The organism is Segatella sp., from assembly GCF_977051555.1.
Genome location: NZ_CDRSSE010000053.1, coordinates 1 through 23,863, shown reverse-complemented (window position 1 = coordinate 23,863; position 23,863 = coordinate 1). Strand labels below are relative to the sequence as shown.

Sequence of the window (23,863 nt, the reverse complement as noted above, 5' to 3'; positions counted from 1 at the left end):
TTCATATAAGCGCTAGGATGCAGCGAACTGAATTTGCGCGGATTAGGAAGTGTGGCTGCTATCAGCGCACACTCGCCACGAAACAGATCTTTCGCTTTCTTGTCGAAATGATATTCTGCAACCGCATCCACACCATAGATACCCGGTCCCATCTCAATGCTGTTGAGATAAACCTCCATGATGCGCTGCTTGCTCCACATCATTTCGATGAGGAAGGTAAAGTAGACCTCAAATCCCTTGCGGGTCCATGAACGGCCAGGCCACAGGAAGACATTTTTAGCAGTCTGCTGACTGATGGTACTGGCTCCATGCACCTTTCCACCACGTGCATTATTCTTCGCCGCACTCTCGATGGCATTGAAGTCGAAACCGTGATGCTTCAGGAATCTCGCATCTTCGCTCGCCATTACCGCCACTGGCATGTGAGGCGAAATCTTATCCATCGAAACCCAATGATGATGCAGGGTAATACTCTCTCCATCAGCCACTTGCTGGAAGCATCGGATAAACATCAGAGGAGTGACATATACAGGAATGAACCTATATGCCACTACAGCAAGAATGGTGGTACTGAAAAACAGCACCACCACCCATTTTACTATATTCTTGATTTTCTTCAAAATCATCTATTTAGTTTTTTCCCTTCCGGGAGCATGAAAGTTATTACTTCAATGTACCATTGTTGGCTGCGTTAACCATAGCCTGGCTAGCGTACATATAGACCTCTACACGACGGTTCTGGGCGCAAGCAGCAGTAGTATTAACAACAGGGTTAGCAGAACCAAAACCCTGAACATTCTTTACCTGACGGCTGGTAACACCGCAAGAAGCGAGATAGTTGTAAACTGCCTCAGCACGCTTCTGGCTCAATGGCAAGTTGATACCATCATTACCAGTAGCATCAGTATAACCCTGGATAGAAACCTCACAGTCGGTATTGTTCTTCAATACACCGGCAAACTGAGCCAAATCAGTCTTTGCGCTGCTGCTGAGAGTAGAACCGTTAGTTGGGAAGAGGATACCAGAAGCAAATGTTACCTTAACGGCAGACAAGCCATTGGCATCTTTTACAGTCTCAACCTGTGCATTCTTCACCCGTTCAGCCTCAGCCTTCACCTTATCCATGTGCTTTCCGATGAGGTTACCAGCACCGCCACCAACAGCTGCACCAATAGCTGCACCTACGAGAGCACCTGTACCACGATGACTATTATTGAGCAAACCACCAACGATAGCACCCAGAGCAGCACCAGAACCGGCACCTACTGCTGTACCAGTCTTCTGATTGGTTCCACAACTTGAGAAAAGCAAGCACAAAGAGAGGCCTGCAACTGCAAAATTAGTCTTTTTCATTTTAAAATCTCCTATATTTATGTTATTTAATTGCAAAGATAACTCTTTTTTCTCCATAATGGAGAGTTTTCTAATATTTTTTTGTATTTTTGCATGCAAATTTAAGGGTATTTGTTGAAATAGAGCTAGGAAATCACCTATTTCGGGGTGGAAAATCCCTAAAAGTAGGATTTCAGACACCTGCTGACCGATAAACTGCCGGCAGCAGATGATGAAGGCTCATGCTTATACTTTAATATATATAACAGAAGAAATAAAAAACAAAATAAATAGAAAAAAGCAATATGGCTAAAGAACTCAAGAATTTAACCAAGCGCGCTGACAACTACAGTCAGTGGTACAATGATTTGGTAGTAAAGGCTGATCTCGCTGAGTTGTCACCAGTTCGTGGTTGTATGATTATCAAACCATACGGTTACGCTATCTGGGAGAAGATGCAGCAGCAGCTCGACAAGATGTTTAAGCAGACAGGTGTACAGAACGCATACTTCCCTCTCCTCATCCCGAAGAGTTTCTTCTCTCGTGAGGCTGAGCACGTGGCAGGTTTCGCCAAGGAGTGTGCCGTAGTTACCCACTACCGTCTCCGTTCTACAGAGGATGGCAAAGAGGTTGAGGTTGATCCTAACGCAAAGCTCGATGAGGAGCTTATCATCCGTCCTACTTCTGAGACCATCATCTGGAACACCTATAAGAACTGGATCCATTCATGGCGTGATCTTCCTATCCTCTGCAACCAGTGGTGTAACGTAATGCGTTGGGAGATGCGTACCCGTCCGTTCCTCCGTACTTCTGAGTTCCTCTGGCAGGAGGGTCATACTGCTCATGCCACTAAGGAAGAGGCTGAGGCAAAGGCTCAGGAGATGCTCAAGGTTTACGCTGATTTTGCAGAGAACTACATGGGCGTTCCTGTATTGCAGGGTGTGAAGAGTGAGACTGAGCGTTTCGCCGGTGCCCTGAACACTTATACCATCGAGGCAATGATGCAGGATGGCAAGGCTCTCCAGAGCGGTACTTCTCACTTCCTGGGTCAGAACTTCGCAAAGAGTTTCGATGTAACCTACTTGAACAAGGAGAACAAGCCTGAGTATGTATGGGCTACTTCATGGGGTGTTTCTACCCGACTGATGGGTGCCCTCATCATGGTTCACAGCGATGACAACGGCCTCGTATTGCCTCCAAAGCTGGCTCCTATCCAGGTGGTTATCGTTCCTATCAACAAGGGCGACGAGCAGTTGGCTCAGATTACTACTAAGTTGCAGCCTGTCATCAATCAGCTCCGCGAGTTGGGTATCACCGTGAAGTATGATGACAACCCTGCCAAGCGTCCTGGCTTCAAGTTCGCTGACTATGAGTTGAAGGGTGTTCCTGTACGTCTCGCTATGGGTGGCCGTGACTTGGAGAACAACACCATCGAGATTATGCGCCGTGATACCTTGGAGAAGGAGAACGTAAGCTTCGACGGCATCGTAGAGCGCGTAAAGAATATGTTGGAAGACATCCAGAAGAATATCTTCGAGAAGGCTCGTGCTTACCGTGATGCTCACGTTTACGAGTGCGACAACTACGAGGAGTTCAAGGAGCGTGTGAAGGACGGTGGTTTCTTCCTCTGCCATTGGGACGGTACAGCCGAGACCGAGGCAAAGATCAAGGAGGAGACTCAAGCTACCATCCGTTGCGTGCCTTTCGCTTACGAGCAGACTCCAGGTGTAGATATGGTAAGCGGCAAGCCAGCCGTAGCCCGTGTCATCATCGCAAGAAGCTATTAATATAAAAATATGAGGCAGTTGATACTATACATCCTTTTTTTGGTGTCCATGGTCTTCGCAGGCTATGGAGAGGTATCTGCTGCCTCTATTTCTTTTACTCCCGAGGATTCTTATACCGAAGATGTAAGCCATAAGAAAGATGGTTTGACAAAGGTTGAGTATGACAAGAGCCAGCCTGAGGCACAGCTTGAAAACGCCTCACAGCTTGCTTACCGCATCTGCAGCAGCCGTCCACAGCGCTTATTGCCAAGTGGCAATATGCACAACAGCCAGACTGCCAGTAGATTGCTTACAAATAGAATCCGTTATTTATCATCCCTTTTATCAGCTATAGAAGGTGGCATAGAGCCTTTCCGACAGGAAACAGCCCCAATCCACTTTGATGTCGCCAGCAAGTATTATGTCATTTGCCTGCGACGTCTGCTCTGTTAGTGCTTATTCTTTTCTCTTTTTACATTTCATATAGGTTTATCGCATCTTTCATAAGATGTGCGATAAGACTGCTTACACCCCTATTAAAAACAAAAAAAACAGTTCAATATATATTATTTTCAAGAATTAAGAATAAGCAAATAACAGTATAAAATTATGGCAAAGATTAATCATTTAGAGATGGGTGCTGATGTTTTGGCACTCCAGGATGTACAGGTAAAGAAAGGTTTCATGGGTTTGACAGTCAAGCTCATCTATCAACCTACCAACAGCGTGATTAAGATAAAAGAGAAGGAATATTCTGCAGAGGATGGAAGAAAGCTTGAGAACATCCTCAGCGCAGCCCCTCAGGATGTAGAAGCAGCTATCAGCAAATTCCCTGTTTCTGCCATCAGCATGGGTAATATGAAGTTACAGGCTTGCATCTCTGACGACCACCAGTTTGTTGCCACACAGCTCCTTGCCTTCAAGGATTTCGGTTACAAGCCGGTTACAGAGATGAAAACCTATACAGGAAAAACAGCCGAGGCTTTCGCTCAGTTGTTTTAGTTATATCACTTACTTTCGAGACAGGGGACAGAACAATTCCTCTGTCCCTTTTCTTTTATAGGATGAACGTTATTTGGAAGCAGGCGGTTCATTCCCCTCTTCCCAATTGCGGTAATGCTTAGGCGACAGACCGGTATGTTTCTTGAAGAAGGTTCCGAAGGCTGAAGCATTGGGAAAACTGAGTTCATTGGCTATCTGCTGTATCGTCTTTGTGGTGTTCTTCATCAGATAGATACTCCGGCGGATCATCGCCTTGAAAAGCAACTGCTGCACCGTCTGACCACAAACCGACTTGACCAATACCGACAGATATTTCGGTGTAAGACAGAGTTCGTCGGCATAGAATGCCACACTGCGCTCACGCATATAATTCTTCTCTATCAGCAGCACCAGCGACTCAAAGATGGCAATCTTCCGCTCCATCTCCTTGCCAGCAGCCTTAAACGATGCCGAGAAGATACTGCACAACCGGTACGTAATAGCCATCAGCAACAGTTTCTGCTCATGCACACAATAGGCATCCAGTTCGCCACTCTTCTCTTTTTCCTGCTCCAGCTTCCTCAGCATCAGGGCATAAGAAGTGAGCATATCCTCATAACCCGTCGTCCTTACATGGCAGGGTTTGGGATAAATCGTAGCATAGAGACGCATGGTAACCACGGTATTGCCCAACATGTGACGAATCTGTTCGGCACGGTAAAAAAGAAGGGTATATTTAAGGTTTTTGCCCGTTTCCTGCACATGAAACATCACTCCTTTAGAGAGGAAAACGGTCTCACCCTCAGATGCAACAAAGGATGTTCCGTCTACGCAGAAACGGAACATCCCCTGATGACAGATTACAATTCCGACATAGTCGGAGTAGAAAGGCTGCATCAACAGCTGAGGAAACTCCTGAGCCTCATATATGATGATATTATCTGTTATTTTCATGATGAATATGGGTCTGTTATCTTCAGATTTAAATGCGAAGATAACAAAAATATCTATTCATCAGATGAGCAGCCTGTATCTTTTATGATATTTTAGCACTCCCCTACCTTCTTCCCAGGGATTTCACATCTACATTCTTCAGCAGATATTCGCGCGTCAGTTCCCTGATATTGCGCTTGCGCCAAGGGATGACGAGCATCAATCCGGCACATAGCAGACAGCCATAGAAGGTCCAGCCTGCCATCTCCTTGATGCTCACCAGCGTGGCCGGTACCTGCACCTTTCCCTTCGTACTCATGGTAGCCATGTTCTGTGCCTCGGTTACACTCTTGCCCTGATATTGCATGCCTCTCACCGTCTGGTCGTATGTCTTCGCCGTCTCGATGCTCGTGCGGTCGTAATCCTGGGCAAAGCGGGTTACATAATACTGCTGTCTGTGCTGAAGCACATTGGTATAGAGCGCCGAACCGATACAAGGGGCAATGACCATACGAACGGTAAGCATGATGCAAACCCAGGTTGACATGAAACGGTAAGGCATGCGCTGGTTGGCTATCGTGGAGATGAGCGAATAGAGCAGCATCATTCCCGTAGAACGGATGATGATAGGCCATTTCATACGCTCATACATGCCGTCGTTCTGCACCTCGAAATACATAAAGAGGGCGTAACCTCCGATAAAGAGGAAACCCAGACAGTACATCCACTTCAGGTGAACATTCTTGGCTCGGGCGATGACGGCGAATATCAGTCCCACGGTATAGCCCACCATCACCCAGTTGCCCAAGGTAGCGTTCTGCCAGTTGTCTATCTTCATGCTCACATTGGTGAACACGTTGACAAACATGGCACTCGAATTGCAGACCATCAGCAGGAAGAAGAGCAGGATGCCGTAGTTGATGACTCTGAGCTGGAACACCTCCATGATGAAATAAGGTGAACGACGCGTCTTCTCCAGATAGATGAACAGAGCGGTGAAGATGAGACAGACCACCGAAGAGAAACGGATGGTAGGATCATCAAACCAGTCGAGCGTCTTGCCGAAAACCATGACGTAAGCAAACGAACAGAGCATGATGCTGAACACCGTGACATTGCCAAACTTCGACATCGTAATCGGGAACTTAGGCATCGGATACTTATGATAAGGCATGGTGAAGAACACGATGATGATGCCCGCCAGCATGAATGCCATCATGAAATGGTAAACATACTGCCACTCATAAGCATAGGCAAGCCATGCCGTAAGCCAGGTACCGAGCTGTCCGATAATCATGAAGAAGAGATAGATGACCGGCTGCGACACCATCTTCTCCGAATCTACCGCATCCCATGCTTCATCGGTGGTAGGCTCGCAGTCCGGAGTGATATTCCTCGTTGCCTCTATTCCGAAACCATATCTGATGAGCACGAAGAGATGTGCCATCAGCAACGTCTGACGGACAAAACCCATCAGCAGACTGCACAATCCGAGAATAAACAGCGAGTCGGTCTGGGCACACACGAAACTGAGGATAAAGAGAATGGAGAAGCCCACGATACACATCATCTTCTCTCTACGGATGCACACCAGCTCATAGAAGAACGGCGAGAAAGCCGCCATTCCTATCGAGGTGCAGAAACCCGCAAAGGCGATGTATTCCGACTGGATGCCGAGCCCGCTCATCATCTCGCCGCTGTTGGCAGAATAGACACCACTCATCGTAATCATCGGCACAAAGAGGATGATCATGAAGATGATGCCGAGCGGTTTGGGCACCCAATCATAAAACGGATAATTCTTATATTCTTCTTCCATATATTACTTCATTTCCATCTAGCTGTTTTTTACTTTCTCTGAGCCTTGACTACCACCATCATGCCCGCAGCAAGATGCTCATTATCCTCTTTGCTGAGGTTGTTGAAATCGATTCTTACAGGCACACGCTGTTGAATTTTGACAAAGTTGCCAGCCGAATTGTCGGTAGGTACCAGCGAATATTTCGAACCGGTAGCACCAGAAATGGCAGTAACCGTACCCTCAAACTCCTTGTTGCTGATGGCATCAACGGTCATACGCACCTTCTGTCCTACATAGAGATTCTCTATCTGGGTTTCCTTATAGTTGGCAATCACCCATTTGTTGTTGGTTGGGATGATATAGGTAATGGTGGTTCCGACATTCACCATCTGTCCTTCCTCGATAGAGCGGCGACCCAGTTTACCATCACAAGGAGCCACTACCACACAGTAAGAGAGGTTCAACTTTGCCATCTCTACGGCAGCCTCGGCACGTTCGATGGAGGCAGCCACATTCTGCTTGCGGGTAGTTACCTCGTTTACGCCCTTATAGGCAGCAGCCTGCTGCTTCTTTACTCCTTCGAGTTTCTTCTTGGTTGCAGCATATTCCACCTCCAGCTGTTCGAGCTGGATAGGAGTAGCCGCCTTCTTTTCTACCAGGTTGCGATAGCGCTCGCAGTCCTTGGCGAGCTTGGCAAGACGTACATTTATTTCATCGATAGATGCCTGATAGATGGAAGCGGATGTCTCGGTGGTCTGCTCTGTAGCGTTGATGACATTAGCTCCTGCCTTGGCATCCTTGAGGGCAGCTTCAGCCTCCATCAGACGGATACGATACTCACGGTCATCAAGCACGAGGAGTGTATCTCCCTTGTGTACTTCCTGATGTTCTCTGAAGCATACCTTGGCAATATAGCCGGATGCACGGAGATTCACCGGTGAGATATATTGCTCTATCTGAGCATCATTGCTCGTTTCGTTAGAGCTATAATCGAGGAAGAGGCATACAATCTTCCAGAGTCCGAAAGCCAGAATGGCAACACCGATCAGACTGGCGATAATCTGTCTTACGCGCTGCTTCTTCAGTTTCTTCATGGTTTCTTCGTGAGATACCTGTGTAGCCTCTGCTGTTTCTACATTTTTATTTTCGTTCTGTTCCATAGTTTTATTGTAATTTGGAATCAGGGAATATGAAGTTAACTTTTTTCATATCCCGTTTTCCTGTTTATATTTTATTTCTTAATGATTTATTCTTCTCCGTTATTTAGCAACCGAAATCTGGTTGAGCTGTCCAGTCAGCTTGAGCAGCGAGAGATTGGCAACCTTGTAGCGATAGTAGGCTGTGAGATAATTGTTCATTGCCTCGCTCATGCGCATCTCATCCTGTAGCACCGCTGTCATCGAAGCCACACCCTCCTTATACTGGTCGGCTGTTACGTTGTAAACATCCTGCGCCATGGTGTAATTATCAAACTGCTTCTTGTAGTTGCGCTGACTGTTGTTCACCTCGCTCACCGCATTCATATAGTTTGCCTGCAGTCCCTTCAGGGCATCCTCGTAACCGATGCGTGCATTCTCCTCCTCTATCTTCGCCTTTCTGATTTTAGAACGCTTTTCAAAGCCATCGAATACAGGCACTCTCAGTTGGATACCCAATCCGTTGGAACCATACCAGTGGTTCGACTCGCCCGAATGAATCCAGTGATCTATCCTATCGGTAAAGGCTGAATACATCAGGTTTCCGGTCAGCGAGAGCGATGGCAGATAACCGTCCTTCGCAAGTTTGGTCTGCTTCTGGGTGAGCTGTTTCTTCTGTTCCAGCAACTGGAGTTCGTAGAGTCCCGTATTCAGTCCGTCGGCCTTCACCATCTCTATCTTTCCCGGGTCTACGGCAGTCACCTTCATCTCCTTCTCGGCAGGATAATCTATCACATACTTGAGCATGGTATACTGCTGTTCGAGCATGGCGATGGCATTATCGCGCTGCACGGTGAGGTTCTCGATATTGAGATTCACTCGCTTCAGATCTACCTCCAGACTCATCTGGTTGTCATAGAATGCCTGGGTGATGTTTCTGAGTTCAACCAGTCGCTTGATGTTGTCGTCCGTCAGACGGATCTGCTCAGATGTGTTCTGCGCCATGTAATACATCTTGGCAGTCTGCACGATGAGGTCTTCACGCGCCTTCTCATAAGAGAGTTGGTTGAGTTTATCGGCAATCTTGGTGATGTCAATGGCGGTAAGAATCATCTGGTTATACAGTGGCATCTGCAGCTGCACTCCCGCCGAAGCATTATACTGCAACGTCTTGGTTACATTATAAGGTTTGCCGTAAGCCGAGCCGTCGGTAACCGAAACAGGCGGTGTAAAGTTGTCGTTGAGCTGAGCCACCGCATTGATCTGCGGATAGAGTTTAGCCTGATTTTCGCTGATAGCGTACTTTCCCTTAGCTATTTCGTTTCGGCTGCTCTGGAGCGACAGGTTGTTATCCACTGCCATCTGCAGGCACTGGCTGAGCGTAAGCGTCTCCTGTGCGCCAAGTGTATGGAAAGCTCCGAGCGCGAAACATAAGATGATTATTTTCTTCATTTCTTCTTAATGATTTCTATTGATTTACGTTTCATTCATTATCTGGGTGCAAAGGTACGGCTTTTCGGTGATAAAAGACTATTCACATCTTATCACAATATGTTCAAAATTTCCGAAAATAACAGGATATGGTTCAGTATCAGCCTCATCGGCCTACTGGCTTTCAGCTATACGCTTCTCCAGAATCTTCTTCAGGTTATCAGCAGAGCCCATTCCCAACTTCTTTCTGATGTTGGCCCGCTGGGTAGTGATGTTCGATTCCGACTTGTTGAGCAGCGTGCAAATCTCACTCAGCTTTCTGTTCTGCAGGATAAGGTAACAGATTTCCTGTTCAGAGGCACTCAACTCGGGAAAGACACGTTCTATGTTCTGTTTGCTCAATTCCCGGGTCTGGAGATATTGCATCACATTGTCTATGACATTCTTCTGCGAAGCCTCACCCAGAAGATCCAGCAAATGCGCGGTAAGTTTAACATCATGCCTTTCTTTCGCCAGAGCCACGTATGCCTTAATCTGCTTTTTGTTTATCTTCAGCACTTGGAGCAGTTCTTCCTCATCACGCTGCAACGTTCTGTTCGCATTGACAAGATACTCACCGTTTCTGGCAACAGCCAGACTCAGCACGCTGATAAAAAGCAATATGAGCATCATCATGAAGAAATAATCCATGAGCGATTCATCCCCCGTTACAATCACACTCAATATATAAACCCCAAAGGCTATTCCCACCAGCCAGCGTGTGAGACGCGCCTGATAAGCCGCCAGCGAGAAAAACATGTTGCCTGAAAGGATAAGCATATTGATGAGAATCACCATTCTGTTATCTTTCAGCGTAGGCATAAAGGCACTGTAGAGAATATCGGCTCCGATAAAGCACTGGGTGGCGATAGCGATACAAACGATTGCCCTCACCATTGGGATTTTCCCGAAGAGATAAGCCATGGAGGAGGATAACACGACAATCAGAAAAACGATGTTAGACACGGTAAAAAACGGATCAAAGGCTCCAGACAAGCCCAGGATATTTGACAGGATGCCCAAAGAGAGCATCACGGAGAAACACACAAGGATAGCTTGACGTTGGCGGTCCAAGTAATTAGCTTCTCTCTTCAGGAAAGAGAACCCTAACTGATGTATCTTAGATTTCTTTGCGTTCTTTTCTTTCATATTCATAATGGATAGATAAATCATTTCGTATTGACAGATGAGGCAGGTTTGCCCTGACTGACGAATCATTTCGCACAGACAGACAAATCGCTTTTTCTTCTTGCAAAAATAATAAAAATGATTGGTTTTGATGTATTTTGAGGGATATTTTTTTATAATTCCAGAAAAATCAGCATTTTTCAGTGTACTTTTCTCCCTGCCGAGAGTGGTTTTCCATTACTTTTGCATTTGAAAATTCAAATCATTTATCAATCATTTAATACTAATTACGTATGAAAAAGAATATCAATTTCAACAGTAAGCACATACAATGGTTTCTGTTTTTATGCTTAAGTTTCAGCTTCATATTCTGTATATTTCTGCTATCTTCGTGCAGCGATGATGACAGCCCAGAAGTAAACAATAAGGCGCACTATCAGGACGTACCAGCCAGTCTGCTGACCGATACCAAGAAACTGAAGATGGTCCGGTCTATCCAGGACTTGAAAGACGGAAGATTCTTCTATCTTGACTATACGGAGGATTACAAACTCTCTACCATATCAGGCTATAATCTTACCGACAACACCCAACTGATTGGTGCCGTATTGAAAACCCTCTGCGACAAAACACCATCCTGGCTCAAGACAAGAGTCAAGCTGGATGCAGGCTGCAGTGCCTTTGCTGTTACGACACCCGATACAGGTGATTACCTGATGGGGCGCAACTTTGACTACTCTCACGATAATGAACCGATTGCAGCAGCCCTGGTTCGCACGGCTCCAGAAGGTGGACTGAAATCCATCAGCATGGTGGATGCCTACTGGATAGGTTACCGCCAGGATCTGTGGCATTACATTCTATATAACAAGGAACAGTTTGAGAAGTATAAGACACAAGACCTGTCCTATATCATGGCATTTCCATATCTTCTGATGGACGGCATGAACGAGGCTGGCTTTGCCGTATCCGTACTCCATCTCGACGGCAAGCCAACCCAGCAGGCTAGCACAGGAAAGAAGTTGACAACAACAGTTGCCTTACGTATAATGCTGGATCATGCCAAGACGGTAGATGAAGCTCTCAAGATTCTGGACGGATATGATCTCTGGATACCGGACGGCGACGGCAACTATCATTTCTACATGGCAGATGCCACGGGCCGTTATGCCATCGTAGAATTCGTATATGACAAGGATCACCAAAGCAAGATTTTCATCGACGATGAATATACGGGTGAAGACGGAAAGACTCATTTCAAATATCCTGACGTATTGCCAAACACCCGCGAGGTGATAGAAAAGCGCTATGCCAGCAACTTCTATGTATCTGAAACCATGGCATGTTCAGATAAAGGTCCGAAACTCTCGAACCACGGCAAGACCCGCTACGACATGATGGAATTCGTTCTGAAACAGAACAGCAACCAGTTGTCAGAGGAAGGTGCCATGAATCTGCTCAATGGTGTGAGTCAGGCAGAAACTCCCGGCAATCCAACGAGCCATACCCAGTGGTCGGTGGTATACAATCTCTCCCAGCGCAAGGCAACCATCTGCGTGAACAGAGATTACAAGAACAAGTTTACGTTCTATGCAAAATAATACATTAACTGATAAATGGACAAGATTATGAAAAAAGTAACATTATTTTTAAACAAGGCTACTTACTTGGTGATGCTTCTCATAGCTTCGCTGACTATGTTTACAGGCTGTTCGGATGATGACAAAACGTCTTCAGCGGAAAACTTTCCACCATCAGATGAAGAAACCCATTTCAACAGCGCTATAACTGGTGTTCAATATAAGGGCAATACTGTAATGCTGGGATTGGTCGAAAAGGCTGAAATGACGAAAGCCTGTAAACTCCTCTTCCCTAACAGACAAGCCACGGTTTCGGAATCAACCGACCTGCTGATTATCCCTGCCGGGAATAAATACCAGAAGGAAGCTGAGCAAGTTATGGAGCAGGGCGGAATTGTAGCAACCTACCAGCCTTCTGATGATATTCTGCTATCGGCTACGGACGGTCAGGGGTATAGCTACAAGGTATATGAACCTAACCTGGACGAGGTATTCGTTGACAACAGCCAGGAAGCGGCTGAAACCCAATCATATACCAATCTGTTTGATGACGTGGAATGGAATCAGCCAGAACTGCAGGAAGAAGACCTGAATAATGACGGCTCCGGTGATGAGATGGCCGACATGGATGCTGTAGACCCAGAACTTGGGGACAACGACATCTATACCTATCTGAACGGATGGGTAGCAGATATGAACAAATACGAAGAAAAGAAAGTAGAAAATTCAAATGGTGATGATGACCTCAGCAAGGATTTTACCCAGTACCATTATGGTGTGACCTATACTTATGATGACATTAAAAAGGAAGTTCGCCATCTGAAAATGTCGAAACGGGATTATATTGAAGGCAGCGGAGCCATCAATGCTTCATTTGACATCTATCAGGTTCATTGCTATGAGGGCCAGGCTGGTTCAGGCGATTATTATATCGTAAACATGTCATCAAGCGTAAGCAATAAAGACATGTACAAGGGTAAATGGTGGAACAGACACGGAGGTTCGTATGTACGTATTTGCGGTTTCTACGGCAAAGCATTCGCCATGGAATGTATCCCGTTGAAATGTGAGAAAAAGGATGGCAAAAAGGTATATACGGAATTGGGTACAGACGATATATATTTTACAGCGAGCGGAACACCTAGTCCACAAACAACGATTAACCAGGTTACCTATACCTCTTCTCATACTCATGGTGTAGAAGCTGGGCTATCCGTAGCAGCAGGAGCCAAGGGAGACATCCCATATGCTGAAGCAAAATACACCATGAAGGCTGGATGGTCATGGACTCACTCCAAGACCTATACCATTAACGACATGGACATCAAGAATACGCAGAGGAAGAACATTGCAGCCTATGAGCTGGTATTCAAGAACCTGCCATATTTCAGATGGAAAAGTTCCCGTGGATTTGAGGAAGGAAATTCCAACATATATAGAGCTACTGCCGAAGTGAATGCTGCATGGGCATGGTATATGCCAAAAATGAAAGACAATTCGGATGAATCACCTATAGCCATAAGGTTTATCGCTAGACCAACCTATGGTGCCATGAGTTTTGTCTCAACCAAAGCAGATCTTCATACATTCACCTATACAGACATAGGTAATGTTAATTACGTCATCGACCTGCAACCTTTCACACGAGATCGCTATGCACCGCTTCAGTTCACAAACAATCTGAACGACAATGTTGCCATCTCAAAGGTTGAGATTTACAAGAAGGGAGAAAAGAAAGCTATCTGGAGCTATAAATCTACCCTGCAGAATGGTTCCAGCATTACAACTCCACCATTGAGAATAGCAGATAATTACGAGGTTGAGTTTACCACAGTAAATGGCAAAACCTATAAATACAATAAGTACAATCAGGTATTGTCTCTCCAATGGGATATCTCTAACATCGATTGTAACAAGATTTATGCAAAAGAAGATTTTGCCGGGAAATAAAATAAAAGAAAAATAGGTCTAGCTACACCGCGATTTGCGGGGTCGCTAGACCTATCTTCTTATAGTTCTTCCTTCAGTTCATTATACAAGTCCACAGGACCTAAGTGCCAATATTTGGTACTTTCTGTAGACAGCTTTTTATATAGTTGTGAATGATATATACGATTGATGGCATCTGTAAGACTTATACCCTTGTCTTGCGAGAGCCAAGGAGCAAGCCATCCAATCTTCAATGGCAACAACATATAAAGATTGTCTTGTGTTATTTTTGCACTCATAACTGTATGATTTCTGATTCAACAAATTTAATGGCAAGCAATGACTTCTCTGTATGGAAAAGATACTGGTCAACCAATTTATAAGTTTTCAACTCTTGAATGAGAGTAGGCAAACTGATAATGCCGCCTTCATAGAGTGCGAATTGGGTGTAAATACTTCCATGATATATTTTGCTCATTTACTTCTTTCGTTTATCATTTTGTCAATTTCTTCTATCAGCCACTGACCACCTTGTGTATGAAGCACTTCATAGAACTCACAGAAATGCTCAGCTATGCCATACTGTTCAAACAAATTCACTACATCTTCTGTAGACATATTCTTTGCCTTAGCATATTGTTCTATGCAGAATGACACAAATACAGCCTTGCCTTGTATTTCTTTATTCATTATTATTCTCCTTTCTGTGGCTCTGCCACACATAGTTGATTTTACATGGGCTTTCTCTAATAAGAATACCCCCTCAGCTCTATCTATACCTTTCTAATGATCGCATAACTGTTTTATACACAGTTTGAGGAGACTGCTTATAATGCATTACGGCTGAAATTATTATGGAATCACCTTTCACTACATAATAGAGCACATTAGGGAATAGCTGCAAATGTCTAACTGTAAATTGAGAATCTGACAAATCAGAATCTAATATGCCACGATTTGGATTTCTCAGTAAACTATTAACATTAGCATCGAACTTATCAAACACTTTTCTTGCTGTTATAGAACCATATTCTGTTTCTACGAAATCTAAAACATCGTTCAATTGTCTTGAAGCAAGCAATGACCATTCTATTTCCATCCTCGTTCCGCTTTTATACGACTCATTAATTCTGAATGGGAAATGGTATTACCATTATCATGATCCTTTAATGCCATCTCCACACTAGCTGCCAAGGCTTCACGAGGAATCTCGTTCACAAAAGCATCTATCTCATCAGACTCAGGAACGACATAAGGATTTACCTTATCCATTGTTGTATAAAGCAATGTAATAAGCTCATTCTTGTCATCGTCACTCCAGTTTTTCACTTCATTCCAAACAGGAGTCGATGTTATATTGCTATAATCTGATAGTTTCATAATTATCTCTATTTTAAAACCTTTCTGCAAAAATACGGTAATTATCTGATAATTCAAAGAATATTCGATATTTTAACACAAAAATGTATCACAAAGTATTTGCTTATCCAGAAGAGAACAAACGAAGAATGGCGAAACCAGCAGACTGTCAGCCTACTCATTTCGCCATTTACATATTTATCTATCTCGCAAAAAGATGATTTAGTCTTCATCAGCAAACTCATTCAGAGTATATGCGCTGCTGCCATCGAAACAATGGGTACATACCTGACACTTTGGAAGGCCGATAGCCTCTACCAGCTGCTCGATGGTGTTGAACTTCAGGGAAGTCAAGCCCAACTGGCTGGCAATCTCATCTACCATTCTCTTATACTCAGGAGAACCGGTGGTAGCGTATTTCTCAAGATTCTTGTTGGCATCGCCCTCAAACTTCTCGATGATGCGGCGGGTAATCAGCTCCATATCACTCTTGGAAGAAGTGAAGTTGATGAACGGACAGCCGTATACCAACGGAGGACAGGCTATACGCATGTGGCACTCCTTCAAGCCAGCCTGGTCGAAAAGCACCTTCACATTGTCGCGAAGCTGGGTACCACGAACAATACTGTCATCGCAGAATAATACACGCTTGCCCTTCAGCATCGCCTTGTTAGGAATCAGCTTCATCTTGGCTACCAATGAACGCATGCTCTGGTTGCTAGGTGTAAAACTGCGAGGCCATGTAGGAGTATACTTGGCAATGCAGCGCTGGTAAGGCACACCCTTTCCGGCAGCATAACCCATCGCCATACCCGTACCTGAATCAGGAATACCGCTGCAGCAGTCTACCTCTACATCATCAGTCTTGGCGAGATTGAAGCCGTTGGTAAAACGCGCCTCCTCTACATTCTTGCCCTCGTAGGTAGATGTAGGGAATCCGTAGTAAACCCAGAGGAAAGAGCAAACCTGCATCTTCTTGTTGGCAGGACGGATCTGCTCCATCTTGTCGGCTGTAATCTTCACGATTTCGCCCGGTCCTATCTCATATTCTGTTTCATAATCAAGATTAGGGAACGAGGTGGTTTCGCTGGAAGCCGCATAGGCACCTTCCTTCTTGCCGATGATGATTGGAGTACGTCCCCAACTGTCACGCGCACAGATGATGCCATCCTCGGTAAGGATCATCATGGTGCAGGAACCTTTGATGTGATGAAAAACGTTTTCGATACCTTCTCTGAAGGTTTTACCCTGAATAATGAGCAGAGCCACCAACTCAGTAGGATTGGTACTACCCGAAGACATCTCTGCAAAGTGCATGTTCTTTTCGAGCAGAAGCTGAGTAAGTTCATCCTTGTTTACTATCTTAGCTACTGTGCAAATGGCAAAGCGGCCAAGATGAGAGTTCATGATAAGTGGCTGGGCATCAGTATCGCTAATCACGCCGATACCCGATGTAGCTCCTTCAAACTTGTTGAGTGTAGGTTCAAACTTCGTTCTGAAGTATGAACTTTCCAGATTGTGAATAGAGCGCACGAAGCCCTTCTCACTACTGTAGGTTGCCAAACCGCCCCGGCGTGTGCCGAGATGTGAGTTGTAATCTGTGCCGTAAAAGAGATCAGCGACACAGCTTTTCTTGGAAATAGTTCCGAAAATGCCTCCCATAAGAGTATAATTCTATGTTATAATTTTGTAATATGGATGCAAAGGTAAATAAAAAACAGAAAATATGCAAGACTTTTTGCTTTTTTTCATAAAAACATGATAAAGAGGATAATATGCTACCCAATTTCCGGTAAAAGAAACGCAACTGAAATGAAAAACGCTCCGGCAATAATTACCGGAGCGCCATGATATGATTTCCTATGAAATTAATCCAACTTCAGGCTCTTCTTGATAGCCTCGATCTTATCCATTGCAGCAGCTGTGCAGCGGTTGTAGCAGCCAGCGCACTTGAATGAAGGATCCTTAACCTCAATATAGAACTTGATTTTAGGCTCTGTACCCGATGGGCGAACACTTACCTTGGTGTTGTCATCGCAGAACCACTGGAGTACATTGCTTGTAGCAGGCATATCGAGCTTCTCTACTGTGCCGTCTGCATGCTTAGCCTCCAGGCTCTGGTAGTCCTTCCAGGTAACCACCTTGCTGCCACCCAACTCCTGTGGAGGGTTAGCACGGAAGTCTGCCATCATCTGCTTAATCTCGTCAGCACCCGTCTTACCTGGGCGAACTACGTTAACAGTAAACTCCTTGCTGAAGCCATACTCTGCGTAAATCTGCATCAGGAGGTCGTAGAGAGTCTTGCCCTGATCCTTAGCCCATGCTGCAATCTCGCAGATGAGACAGATAGATGCAGGAGCATCCTTATCGCGCACCTTATCGTATGGCAAGAAACCGAAGCTCTCCTCACCACCACCGATGTACTGCTGCTTGCCCTCAGAGATAGCAATCTCGCGTGCAATCCACTTGAAACCGGTGTAGCAGTCGCGCAACTCTACGTTGTTCTTCTTGGCAATCTCAGCGATAACCTCTGTTGTTACGATGGTCTTTACGAGGAAGTCTGTTGGCTTCAACTTGCCCAACTTCTTCTTGTTCTCGATGATATAGTAGCAGAACATCATGGCTGTCTGGTTACCATTGATAATCATCCACTCACCCTTGTCATCACGGCATACGATAGCAAGGCGGTCAGCATCTGGGTCGGTAGCTACCACGAGATCAGCGTTCAACTTGGTACCGAGCTTCATACCGAGGGTCATAGCCTCTGCATTCTCTGGGTTAGGAGAAACCACTGTTGGGAAGTTGCCATCTACAACCATCTGCTCAGGAACTACATTGATGTTCTGGAAGCCCCAAGAACGCAGACAGAGAGGAACGATGACACGACCTGTACCGTGCATAGCAGAGTAAACGATGTTGAGGTCTTTCTGGCGGTTGATGACATTCTGGTCAATCATAGCAGAATGAACGGCTGTCATGTAGTCGTAATCCATCTCACCACCGATAATCTTGATCAAATCCCAGTTAGCCTCAAACTTCACCTGGTCGATAGTAACCTTGTTTACCTCCTCGATGATACCTGTATCGTGTGGAGCCAGAACCTGAGCACCATCGCTCCAGTAAGCCTTGTAGCCGTTGTACTCCTTAGGGTTATGAGAAGCAGTTACGTTGACACCAGCCTTTGCACCGAGCTCACGGATAGCGAAAGAAATCTCTGGTGTAGGACGGAGGCTCTCGAAGAGATAAGCCTTGATGCCATTGGCAGAGAAGATAGCTGCTACAGTCTCAGCAAAGAGACGGGAGTTGTTACGGCAGTCGTGACCAACTACTACAGAAAGGTTCTCCTCGCCTGGGAAAGCCTTGAGGATGTAGTTAGCAAAGCCCTGGGTAGCCATACCAACGATATACTTGTTCATGCGGTTGGTACCTGCGCCCATGATACCGCGCAAACCACCAGTACCGAACTCCAAGTTCTGATAGAATGCATCAACGAGGGCTGACTTATCCTCTGCGTCGAGCATTGCCTTTACTTCTTTACGAGTTTCTTCGTCAAAAGCAGGTGTGAGCCACTGCTGTGCTCTTTCTTCACACTGCTTGATCAATTCTGCGTTATTAGCCATAGTTTGATTATATTATGTAATTAATTAATTCTTATCGAGAATGATGTGCACGAAAACAATGCAATATATCTCTTTTTGCGTACAAAGTTATATAAAATATTTGATAAACCAAACATGTTTGAAGTTTTTTTTGTATTTTTGCACTTTGAAATGGAATTGGAAATAGAATATGGCTAATATTTAGCAATATTATATTGGTAAGATTGCAAAAGTTGAATAAACAAAATATAAAACAATAGAATATGGAAGTATATTACACAGGCGTCATCATCGCCGTATCCACCTTTTTAATAATAGGTATCTTTCACCCTATCGTCATGAAGACGGAATATTATACGGGCACCCGCTATTGGTGGGTTTTCCTCGTTGCAGGCATCATCTGCATCGGAGCTGCCTTCCTGGTTGCCAACGTGCTCTTCTCTGCCATACTGGGCGTAGTAGGTGCTTCATGCCTTTGGAGCATCGGCGAACTCTTCGAACAGAGACAACGCTGCGAGAAAGGCTGGTTCCCGAAGAATCCGAAAAGAATAGGAACAGGATATTACAGGGACGAAGCGAAGAACGAAAAGTAAAGAACGAAGAAACAACGTTCGACGAACGAAGTGAAAGTCAATTCAAGTGTAAAGTGTATAGGAAGAAAACGCCAACGAAATGAAGACAGAACTCATTCTGGTCGGAAAGACCGTAAACAAGCATTTCATTGCGGGCATCAAGGATTATGCCGAGCGCATCACCCATTACATGCCTTTCAATATAACAACCATTCCTGAACTCAAGAACACCAAGAGTCTCAGCGAACAGCAGCAGAAGGACCGGGAAGGAGAACTGATTCTGAAACTCCTCCAGCCTTCAGATACGGTGGTGCTGATGGATGAACATGGACAGGAATTCCGAAGCATCGAGTTTGCGAAGTGGATAGAAAGGAAACAGGCCACAGCAAGAAGGCTTGTCTTTATCATCGGCGGCCCCTACGGCTTTTCACAGTCTGTCTACGACCGCGCCAACGAGAAGATCTCCCTCTCCAAGATGACCTTCTCTCATCAGATGGTTCGCCTTATCTTCACCGAGGCGCTCTATCGCGCATGTACTATCATAAAAGGTGAACCTTACCACCACGAGTAAAGGTAAAAGGGTAAAAAAGTAAAAAGGTAAAAAATGGGAAAAGAAAAATATATAGAAATAAAAGGAGCGAGAGCCAACAACCTCAAGAATATCGATGTGAAGATACCTCAGGGCAAGTTTGTTGCCATTACGGGTGTCTCCGGATCGGGAAAATCATCGTTGGCTTTTGATACCTTATATGCTGAGGGCCAGCGCCGCTATGTGGAGTCGCTCTCGTCATACGCACGCCAGTTTCTGGGACGTATGAGCAAACCGGAATGTGATTTCATCAAGGGATTGCCACCAGCCATCGCCATCGAACAGAAGGTGATTTCGCGCAACCCACGCTCTACCGTGGGCACCAACACCGAAATCTACGAATACCTGCGACTGCTCTACGCACGCATCGGCAAAACCTATTCGCCTATCAGCGGACAGGAGGTGAAACGCCATACTACCGAAGATGTACTCGCCTGTACCCGACAGTATTCCAAGGGCACCCGATTCGTCATCCTCGCCCCTATCCACGTCATCGAAGGGCGCAGTCTGGGCAAACAGCTGGAGATGTACAACCAGGAAGGTTACGCGCGTATATATATAAAAGGTGAATTCGTACGCATCGAAGACTTCATGGAGCAGGCGGATAAGGAACTGCTGGAAGTAAGCGGCGACAAACTGAGAAAGAGAATGCAGCAGAAGGATGAAGAAATCTTCCTGGTCATCGACCGTGCTTCGGTAAGCGATGAGAAGGATGATATCAGCCGACTGATGGATTCTGCCGAAACTGCCTTCTATGAGGGCGATGGTGCCTGCCGCCTCGTCTTCCTGCCAAGCAATATCTGTTACGACTTCTCTACACGGTTCGAAGCTGACGGCATGCAGTTTGAAGAGCCATCCGACAACATGTTTGCCTTCAACTCCCCTCTCGGAGCCTGCCCTACCTGCGAAGGTTTCGGCAGCATAATAGGTATCGACGAGAAACTCGTCATCCCAAACACTTCGATGAGCGTCTATGACGGATGTGTGGTTTGCTGGCGAGGCGAAAAGATGGGTCTGTGGCTCAAGGAATTCATCCGCAGAGCTGCAGAATACGACTTCCCTATCTTCAAGCCTTATTTCGAACTGACTCAGCAGCAGAAGGACTGGCTGTGGCACGGTCTGCCTGGCGAGAAGAAACGTAAACAGCAGGAAAGGGTGAGCATCGATGAGTTCTTCAGAATGGTAAAGGAGAACCAGTACAAGATACAATACCGCGTGATGCTGAGCCGATTCCGTGGAAAGACGATTTGTCCTGACTGCCATGGTACCCGACTCAAGAAGGAAGCCAACTATGTGAAGATTGGCGGAAAGAGCATCACCGAACTGGTTGAGATGTCGATTGTAAACCTTAGCGAATGGTTCAAGAAACTGGAACTCTCGGAGCATGAGAAGGAAATCAGCAAGCGTCTGCTCACCGAAATCACCCACCGCCTGCAGTTTCTCCTGGATGTTGGTCTGGGGTATCTTACGCTCAACCGACTCTCCAACACCCTCTCCGGCGGTGAGAGTCAGCGCATCAACCTGACCACCAACCTGGGCTCATCGCTCGTAGGTAGCGTATATATCCTCGACGAACCTAGTATCGGACTCCATAGCCGCGATACCGCCCGACTGATTAAGGTGCTGAAAGAACTGCAGCAACTGGGCAATACGGTGGTTGTGGTAGAACACGACGAAGAGATTATGCGGGCAGCCGACTATCTCATCGATATCGGTCCCGATGCCGGCAGACTGGGCGGAAGAGTGGTCTACGCCGGTCCGTCATCAGAATATTCAACCACCGATAAGGCTGAACAGGAAAAGCTGCTGGCTGAATATCCGGAGAGTTATACCATCAAGTACCTTACCCACAACGAGGAGATAAAGGCGCCAACGAGTCACCGTGCCTGGAACCAGTATATCGAAATCAAGGGAGCCCGGATGAACAATCTGCGCGGCATTGATGTTAAGATACCGCTCAACGTATTCACCTGTGTAACCGGCGTATCAGGCTCAGGCAAGAGTTCGCTCATCAAGGGAATCCTCTATCCTGCCATGCGTCGCCGTCTGGACCTCGTTGCAGATGCACCAGGCGAATATACATCGATGGAAGGCGACTGGAAGAGCATCCATCATGTAGAGTTTGTTGACCAGAACCCTATCGGCAAGAGTACCCGCAGCAACCCTGCCACTTATCTGAAGGCGTACGATGCGATACGTGCCCTCTTTGCCAACCAGCCACTGGCTAAGCAGATGGGATTCACGCCGCAGTACTTCTCTTTCAATACTGAAGGCGGAAGATGTGAGGAATGTAAGGGTGCGGGATATGTTACCATCGAGATGCAGTTTATGGCAGACCTCACGCTGACCTGCGAGGCTTGTAAGGGCAAGCGGTTCAAGCACGATATCCTGGAGGTTCGCTATGGCGGAAAAGACGTCAATGATGTGCTGAACATGACGGTAAACGAGGCCATCGAGTTCTTCAGCGATGAAAAGTTGCAGCGCAACGAGGGCGACTTCGACAACTGCCGCATCATCGTAAACCGCCTGAAGCCGCTTCAGGATGTGGGTCTGGGTTATATCAAGCTCGGTCAGAATTCAAGTTCGCTTTCGGGTGGTGAGAATCAGCGTGTAAAGCTCGCCTTCTTCATAGGTAAGGAGGAACAGGAGCCTACGCTTTTCATCTTCGACGAGCCTACCACGGGTCTTCACTTCCACGACATCAAGCGCCTGCTCCATGCCTTCAATGCCCTGATAGAAAGGGGCCATTCGCTGGTAGTGATTGAGCACAATCTGGATGTCATCAAGTGTGCCGACTATATCATCGACCTCGGTCCAGAAGGCGGCGATAAGGGCGGCAATCTTGTTGTTGCCGGAACTCCGGAAGAAGTAGCTGCCTGCAAGGCAAGCCTTACCGGAAAGTTCTTGAGTTAAGAGTTGGGGATATAAAAAAAACTGTGTCAAGTTACAACCAAAGTAATTTGACACAGTTTACTTTTGCAAATGAAAAGGAACGAAATTTGATAGATATGTGTACTTTTAAAAATATAAATAATTAATAATCATTTTTTGTGTCCACTTTGGGGAACTGCTACAAATGAAAGTCTGCTAAGGACAATTGAGACCCTCCTGACCTGAAAGCATAACAGAAAGTTCCTCATAAAAGTGTATATGTAGCCATAAAAGTCCCTCATAAAAGTGTGTTAATCTTTCAAAAAGTCCCTCATAAAAATGTGATATATTTTACTATTTCATTAATTTTCAGTATTTTTGCAGCAAAAAAGCAATATATGGAAAGATTAATCATGCAAGACCTCATTGCTTGGAAAAACAGAGAGGATAGAAAACCCCTTATTCTGTTGGGAGCAAGACAAGTTGGCAAAACTTATATCTTGAAGGAATTTGGGCAACGTGAGTTTGAAAATGTGGCCTACATTAACTGTGACAACAATGCCATGGCTAAGGATTTGTTTGCTTCAGACTATAATATAGATCGCATCCTTCTCACCATCGGAGCTATTACTGGTGTTACTATAGAAGCCGGCAAGACCCTCATCATTATGGATGAAATACAGGAGTTGTATCGTGGACTTGCCTCGTTGAAGTATTTCTGTGAAAATGCACGGGAGTATCATGTGGCAGTAGCCGGTTCCCTTCTCGGCTTGTCTCTTCATCAGGGAGAATCCTATCCTGTGGGAAAGGTTAACAC

General features: G+C 45.7%; 22 protein-coding genes. 9 read left to right on the top strand and 13 right to left on the bottom strand.

The window, feature by feature from the left end; translation table 11 throughout:
- The coding region (mtgA, locus tag ACWJAO_RS11565; protein WP_449140359.1) for a monofunctional biosynthetic peptidoglycan transglycosylase at positions 1-626 on the bottom strand (626 nt) is incomplete at its 3' end.
- Positions 627-663: 37 nt separating this feature from the next.
- Positions 664-1,353 (bottom strand): OmpA family protein, encoded by a 690-nt coding sequence (locus ACWJAO_RS11560; RefSeq protein ID WP_449140358.1) that lies wholly within the window; start codon positions 1,351-1,353, stop codon positions 664-666.
- A gap of 284 nt (positions 1,354-1,637) precedes the next feature.
- Here ACWJAO_RS11560 and proS point away from each other — a divergent pair, with 284 nt between their 5' ends.
- From proS to ACWJAO_RS11545, 3 genes are all read left to right on the top strand, one after another.
- Positions 1,638-3,119, top strand: a complete 1,482-nt coding sequence (gene proS, locus ACWJAO_RS11555) for a proline--tRNA ligase (RefSeq protein ID WP_449140357.1) — start codon at positions 1,638-1,640, stop codon at positions 3,117-3,119.
- A gap of 9 nt (positions 3,120-3,128) precedes the next feature.
- Complete coding sequence (locus ACWJAO_RS11550) at positions 3,129-3,551, top strand: hypothetical protein (RefSeq protein WP_449140356.1); 423 nt, start codon at positions 3,129-3,131, stop codon at positions 3,549-3,551.
- A 156-nt stretch (positions 3,552-3,707) separates the two neighbouring features.
- Positions 3,708-4,100 carry a hypothetical protein gene (locus tag ACWJAO_RS11545; protein WP_217314046.1) on the top strand — a complete coding sequence of 131 codons (393 nt, stop codon included), beginning with the start codon at positions 3,708-3,710 and terminating at the stop codon, positions 4,098-4,100.
- A gap of 69 nt (positions 4,101-4,169) precedes the next feature.
- Here the strand turns inward: ACWJAO_RS11545 and ACWJAO_RS11540 are convergent, their stop codons facing one another.
- The 5 genes from ACWJAO_RS11540 to ACWJAO_RS11520 all read right to left on the bottom strand — a co-directional run bounded on the left by ACWJAO_RS11540 (position 4,170) and on the right by ACWJAO_RS11520 (position 10,568).
- Complete coding sequence (locus tag ACWJAO_RS11540; protein WP_449140355.1) at positions 4,170-5,033, bottom strand: helix-turn-helix domain-containing protein; 864 nt, start codon at positions 5,031-5,033, stop codon at positions 4,170-4,172.
- Between the two features lie 103 nt (positions 5,034-5,136).
- Positions 5,137-6,831, bottom strand: a complete 1,695-nt coding sequence (locus ACWJAO_RS11535; RefSeq protein ID WP_449140354.1) for an MFS transporter — start codon at positions 6,829-6,831, stop codon at positions 5,137-5,139.
- A 29-nt stretch (positions 6,832-6,860) separates the two neighbouring features.
- Positions 6,861-7,973 carry an HlyD family secretion protein gene (locus ACWJAO_RS11530; RefSeq protein ID WP_449140353.1) on the bottom strand — a complete coding sequence of 371 codons (1,113 nt, stop codon included), beginning with the start codon at positions 7,971-7,973 and terminating at the stop codon, positions 6,861-6,863.
- Positions 7,974-8,072: 99 nt separating this feature from the next.
- Positions 8,073-9,401 (bottom strand): TolC family protein, encoded by a 1,329-nt coding sequence (locus tag ACWJAO_RS11525; RefSeq protein ID WP_449140352.1) that lies wholly within the window; start codon positions 9,399-9,401, stop codon positions 8,073-8,075.
- A 153-nt stretch (positions 9,402-9,554) separates the two neighbouring features.
- Positions 9,555-10,568, bottom strand: a complete 1,014-nt coding sequence (locus ACWJAO_RS11520; protein ID WP_449140351.1) for a helix-turn-helix transcriptional regulator — start codon at positions 10,566-10,568, stop codon at positions 9,555-9,557.
- Between the two features lie 272 nt (positions 10,569-10,840).
- Here ACWJAO_RS11520 and ACWJAO_RS11515 point away from each other — a divergent pair, with 272 nt between their 5' ends.
- Both ACWJAO_RS11515 and ACWJAO_RS11510 read left to right on the top strand, forming a co-directional pair.
- A complete protein-coding gene (locus ACWJAO_RS11515) occupies positions 10,841-12,148 on the top strand; it encodes a carcinine hydrolase/isopenicillin-N N-acyltransferase family protein (RefSeq protein WP_449140350.1) in 1,308 nt (435 codons plus the stop codon).
- Positions 12,149-12,175: 27 nt separating this feature from the next.
- Positions 12,176-14,077, top strand: a complete 1,902-nt coding sequence (locus ACWJAO_RS11510) for a hypothetical protein (protein WP_449140349.1) — start codon at positions 12,176-12,178, stop codon at positions 14,075-14,077.
- 59 nt (positions 14,078-14,136) lie between these two features.
- Here ACWJAO_RS11510 and ACWJAO_RS11505 read toward each other — a convergent pair whose 3' ends face one another.
- The 6 genes from ACWJAO_RS11505 to ACWJAO_RS11480 all read right to left on the bottom strand — a co-directional run bounded on the left by ACWJAO_RS11505 (position 14,137) and on the right by ACWJAO_RS11480 (position 19,035).
- Entirely contained in the window at positions 14,137-14,355 is a 219-nt protein-coding gene (locus ACWJAO_RS11505) for a hypothetical protein (RefSeq protein WP_153082006.1), read from the bottom strand.
- A 175-nt stretch (positions 14,356-14,530) separates the two neighbouring features.
- A complete protein-coding gene (locus ACWJAO_RS11500; protein WP_449140348.1) occupies positions 14,531-14,746 on the bottom strand; it encodes a DUF3791 domain-containing protein in 216 nt (71 codons plus the stop codon).
- 79 nt (positions 14,747-14,825) lie between these two features.
- Positions 14,826-15,155: a type II toxin-antitoxin system RelE/ParE family toxin gene (locus ACWJAO_RS11495; RefSeq protein ID WP_153082003.1), complete on the bottom strand. Its 330-nt coding sequence runs from the start codon at positions 15,153-15,155 to the stop codon at positions 14,826-14,828.
- Positions 15,146-15,385, bottom strand: coding sequence for a hypothetical protein (locus ACWJAO_RS11490; RefSeq protein ID WP_287875071.1), 240 nt, complete (start codon positions 15,383-15,385; stop codon positions 15,146-15,148). Before ACWJAO_RS11490 ends, ACWJAO_RS11495 begins: the two co-directional genes overlap by 10 nt.
- Positions 15,386-15,637: 252 nt before the next feature.
- Positions 15,638-17,077 carry an amidophosphoribosyltransferase gene (locus tag ACWJAO_RS11485; RefSeq protein ID WP_449140347.1) on the bottom strand — a complete coding sequence of 480 codons (1,440 nt, stop codon included), beginning with the start codon at positions 17,075-17,077 and terminating at the stop codon, positions 15,638-15,640.
- Between the two features lie 206 nt (positions 17,078-17,283).
- On the bottom strand, positions 17,284-19,035 hold the full coding sequence (locus ACWJAO_RS11480; RefSeq protein ID WP_449140346.1) for a phospho-sugar mutase: 1,752 nt from the start codon (positions 19,033-19,035) through the stop codon (positions 17,284-17,286).
- Positions 19,036-19,277: 242 nt separating this feature from the next.
- Here ACWJAO_RS11480 and ACWJAO_RS11475 point away from each other — a divergent pair, with 242 nt between their 5' ends.
- The 4 genes from ACWJAO_RS11475 to ACWJAO_RS11460 all read left to right on the top strand — a co-directional run.
- Positions 19,278-19,607, top strand: coding sequence for a DUF4491 family protein (locus tag ACWJAO_RS11475; protein ID WP_449140345.1), 330 nt, complete (start codon positions 19,278-19,280; stop codon positions 19,605-19,607).
- Positions 19,608-19,686: 79 nt separating this feature from the next.
- Positions 19,687-20,157 carry a 23S rRNA (pseudouridine(1915)-N(3))-methyltransferase RlmH gene (gene rlmH, locus ACWJAO_RS11470; RefSeq protein WP_317608264.1) on the top strand — a complete coding sequence of 157 codons (471 nt, stop codon included), beginning with the start codon at positions 19,687-19,689 and terminating at the stop codon, positions 20,155-20,157.
- A gap of 33 nt (positions 20,158-20,190) precedes the next feature.
- Positions 20,191-23,088, top strand: a complete 2,898-nt coding sequence (uvrA, locus tag ACWJAO_RS11465) for an excinuclease ABC subunit UvrA (RefSeq protein WP_449140344.1) — start codon at positions 20,191-20,193, stop codon at positions 23,086-23,088.
- A gap of 356 nt (positions 23,089-23,444) precedes the next feature.
- Positions 23,445-23,863: AAA family ATPase (locus tag ACWJAO_RS11460; RefSeq protein WP_449140343.1), on the top strand; the 419-nt coding region annotated here is incomplete at its 3' end.

Coding starts and splice junctions, on each gene's coding strand:
- proS (WP_449140357.1), top strand. CDS start 1,638: ATGGCTAAAGAACTCAAGAATTTAACCAAGCGCGCTGACAACTACAGT.
- ACWJAO_RS11475 (WP_449140345.1), top strand. CDS start 19,278: ATGGAAGTATATTACACAGGCGTCATCATCGCCGTATCCACCTTTTTA.
- ACWJAO_RS11560 (WP_449140358.1), bottom strand. CDS start 1,353: ATGAAAAAGACTAATTTTGCAGTTGCAGGCCTCTCTTTGTGCTTGCTT.
- ACWJAO_RS11485 (WP_449140347.1), bottom strand. CDS start 17,077: ATGGGAGGCATTTTCGGAACTATTTCCAAGAAAAGCTGTGTCGCTGAT.
- ACWJAO_RS11535 (WP_449140354.1), bottom strand. CDS start 6,831: ATGGAAGAAGAATATAAGAATTATCCGTTTTATGATTGGGTGCCCAAA.
- rlmH (WP_317608264.1), top strand. CDS start 19,687: ATGAAGACAGAACTCATTCTGGTCGGAAAGACCGTAAACAAGCATTTC.
- ACWJAO_RS11540 (WP_449140355.1), bottom strand. CDS start 5,033: ATGAAAATAACAGATAATATCATCATATATGAGGCTCAGGAGTTTCCT.
- ACWJAO_RS11480 (WP_449140346.1), bottom strand. CDS start 19,035: ATGGCTAATAACGCAGAATTGATCAAGCAGTGTGAAGAAAGAGCACAG.
- ACWJAO_RS11530 (WP_449140353.1), bottom strand. CDS start 7,973: ATGGAACAGAACGAAAATAAAAATGTAGAAACAGCAGAGGCTACACAG.
- ACWJAO_RS11500 (WP_449140348.1), bottom strand. CDS start 14,746: ATGAATAAAGAAATACAAGGCAAGGCTGTATTTGTGTCATTCTGCATA.
- ACWJAO_RS11495 (WP_153082003.1), bottom strand. CDS start 15,155: ATGGAAATAGAATGGTCATTGCTTGCTTCAAGACAATTGAACGATGTT.
- ACWJAO_RS11505 (WP_153082006.1), bottom strand. CDS start 14,355: ATGAGTGCAAAAATAACACAAGACAATCTTTATATGTTGTTGCCATTG.
- uvrA (WP_449140344.1), top strand. CDS start 20,191: ATGGGAAAAGAAAAATATATAGAAATAAAAGGAGCGAGAGCCAACAAC.
- ACWJAO_RS11515 (WP_449140350.1), top strand. CDS start 10,841: ATGAAAAAGAATATCAATTTCAACAGTAAGCACATACAATGGTTTCTG.
- ACWJAO_RS11545 (WP_217314046.1), top strand. CDS start 3,708: ATGGCAAAGATTAATCATTTAGAGATGGGTGCTGATGTTTTGGCACTC.
- ACWJAO_RS11550 (WP_449140356.1), top strand. CDS start 3,129: ATGAGGCAGTTGATACTATACATCCTTTTTTTGGTGTCCATGGTCTTC.
- ACWJAO_RS11510 (WP_449140349.1), top strand. CDS start 12,176: ATGAAAAAAGTAACATTATTTTTAAACAAGGCTACTTACTTGGTGATG.
- ACWJAO_RS11525 (WP_449140352.1), bottom strand. CDS start 9,401: ATGAAGAAAATAATCATCTTATGTTTCGCGCTCGGAGCTTTCCATACA.
- ACWJAO_RS11520 (WP_449140351.1), bottom strand. CDS start 10,568: ATGAAAGAAAAGAACGCAAAGAAATCTAAGATACATCAGTTAGGGTTC.